Origin of the sequence: uncultured Fretibacterium sp. (assembly GCF_938040765.1) — a bacterium.
Lineage (GTDB): Bacteria > Synergistota > Synergistia > Synergistales > Aminobacteriaceae > CAJPSE01.
On record NZ_CALIAA010000244.1, the window covers coordinates 1 to 1,771 of the forward strand.

Sequence of the window (1,771 nt, forward strand, 5' to 3'; positions counted from 1 at the left end):
AAGACCGTGGCGGCCTCCATCTCGAGGTTCAGCACCCCGGCGCGCCGCAGGTCGTTCTTCATGTTTTTTCCTCGTTTCCCTTCATGGGGCCTCATGCCTCGAACTGTCCCCGAACGATGTTCTTTCAAAGGACTTTTTTTCAAAGGACTTCGGAGCAGTAGGCTGCATCGTGATGACTTTCGTCGCGATCCTTCCGACAAAAGCGCGATCGTGTTCCACGAACAACAGCGCGGGCTTGAACGTCAGCAGAAGCTCTTCAATTTGAATACGCGAAAAAACGTCCACAAAATTGAGCGGTTCGTCCCAGATATAGAGGTGGGCACTCCGACTGAGGCTCACGGCGATCAGCACCTTCTTCTTCTGCCCTTGGCTGAGCTCCGACATATCGACATCGAGCTTCTCCCGGACGAGATCCATTTTTTCCAGAAGCGCACGGACCAAGCTCTCATCGAGCCCCTCTCGCCTTGCGTAGTCCGAGAGCCGTCCCCTCAGGAAAGAGGTATCCTGAGGCACACAGGATAGGGAGAGCCCCGACGCCCGGTGCAGTTCTCCACAAAAATCCAAGTCTTTCCCCTCGATCAGCTTCAGGATGCTGGACTTTCCGGTTCCGTTTCCCCCGATCAGGGCAACGCGCTCGCCGCACCCGACCTCGAAACCGACATCCCGGCAGGCGACGTGATCGCCGTAGCGGATCGAGACGCCCGAGACCCGGACAAGCTTCTGTGCATGATACCGCAGAGGGCGCAGCTGAAGCGCCTGCGTTGTCTCAACGTTTCGGAGCAGTCCCCTTTTGGTCTCAATCGCAGCCTCGCGCCGGTTCTCCAGATTCTTGGACCGTTTCATCATCTTCGCGGCCTTGTGACCGACAAACCCCTTGTCCAAGGCGCCGCGTTTGCTCCTCTCCACCCGATCCGACCATTCGGCGGTGCGGCGGGACGCCTCCTTCATCCGGCCCATCTCCCTCTCCAGTTTTTCGTTGAGGTCCCGTTCCATACCGTCCTGCAGCTCCCTGTTACGGAACCAGGAGGAGAAGTTCCCCTTCTGGAGTTCCACCCCGGATCGATTCAGGGCCAGAATATGGTCAACACAGTCGTCCAGAAGCGTCCGATCGTGCGACACGAGGATGAAACCCCGCTTGGATCGCAGATAATCGACGACGACCGCACGGGCCTCGGCATCCAGATGGTCGGTCGGTTCGTCGATGAGCGCGAAAACATCCTTCTCCAGAAACAAGGACGCCAGAAGCACCTTGGTGCGTTCACCGTGAGAAAGCGTCTTGAAAGGACGAGACAGGATCTCCTCCGGGCACTGAAGACGGGAGAGCTCGCGCTTCAGAACCCAGAGCGGCCGGTCAGGACAGCGTGAGTCCAGAAGAGCCAGAGCATCCCTCTCTTCGTCCACGGATGGAGCGGGGAATCGCCGGGTTTGAAGACGGGGCGTTATCGTCCCCTGATATTCGTATTTCCCCTGGATCAGATCCAGCAGCGTCGTCTTGCCGCGCCCGTTTCGGCCGACGAGCCCCAGCTTCCAGTCCGTGTCGATCCGGAGCGAAAGCTCCTTGAAAAGCGGAGCCGGAGCGCCCGGATAGGCGAAGGTGAGGTTGGAGATGGCAATCTGCGTCATGGAGACCTCCCGATCAGGATAAAAAAGCGGCGCGGAAGCAGCCCCTCGACAAACCCGCGGCCTCAGCTTCGCCCCGAACCCAGCAGCCCCGGGAACCAATAGCGTTTGTTCGCCGCCCTCCTCAGCGCGTCCCAGGAGGCGAGGATGC

The 1,771-nt window shown here is 59.3% G+C and carries 1 protein-coding gene; it reads right to left on the bottom strand.

Annotated features, from left to right (window positions below):
- Window positions 1–81: 81 nt before the first annotated feature.
- Window positions 82–1,623 (bottom strand): ribosomal protection-like ABC-F family protein, encoded by a 1,542-nt coding sequence (abc-f, locus tag Q0176_RS08480; RefSeq protein ID WP_299301526.1) that lies wholly within the window; start codon window positions 1,621–1,623, stop codon window positions 82–84.
- Between the last annotated feature and the right edge of the window lie 148 nt (window positions 1,624–1,771).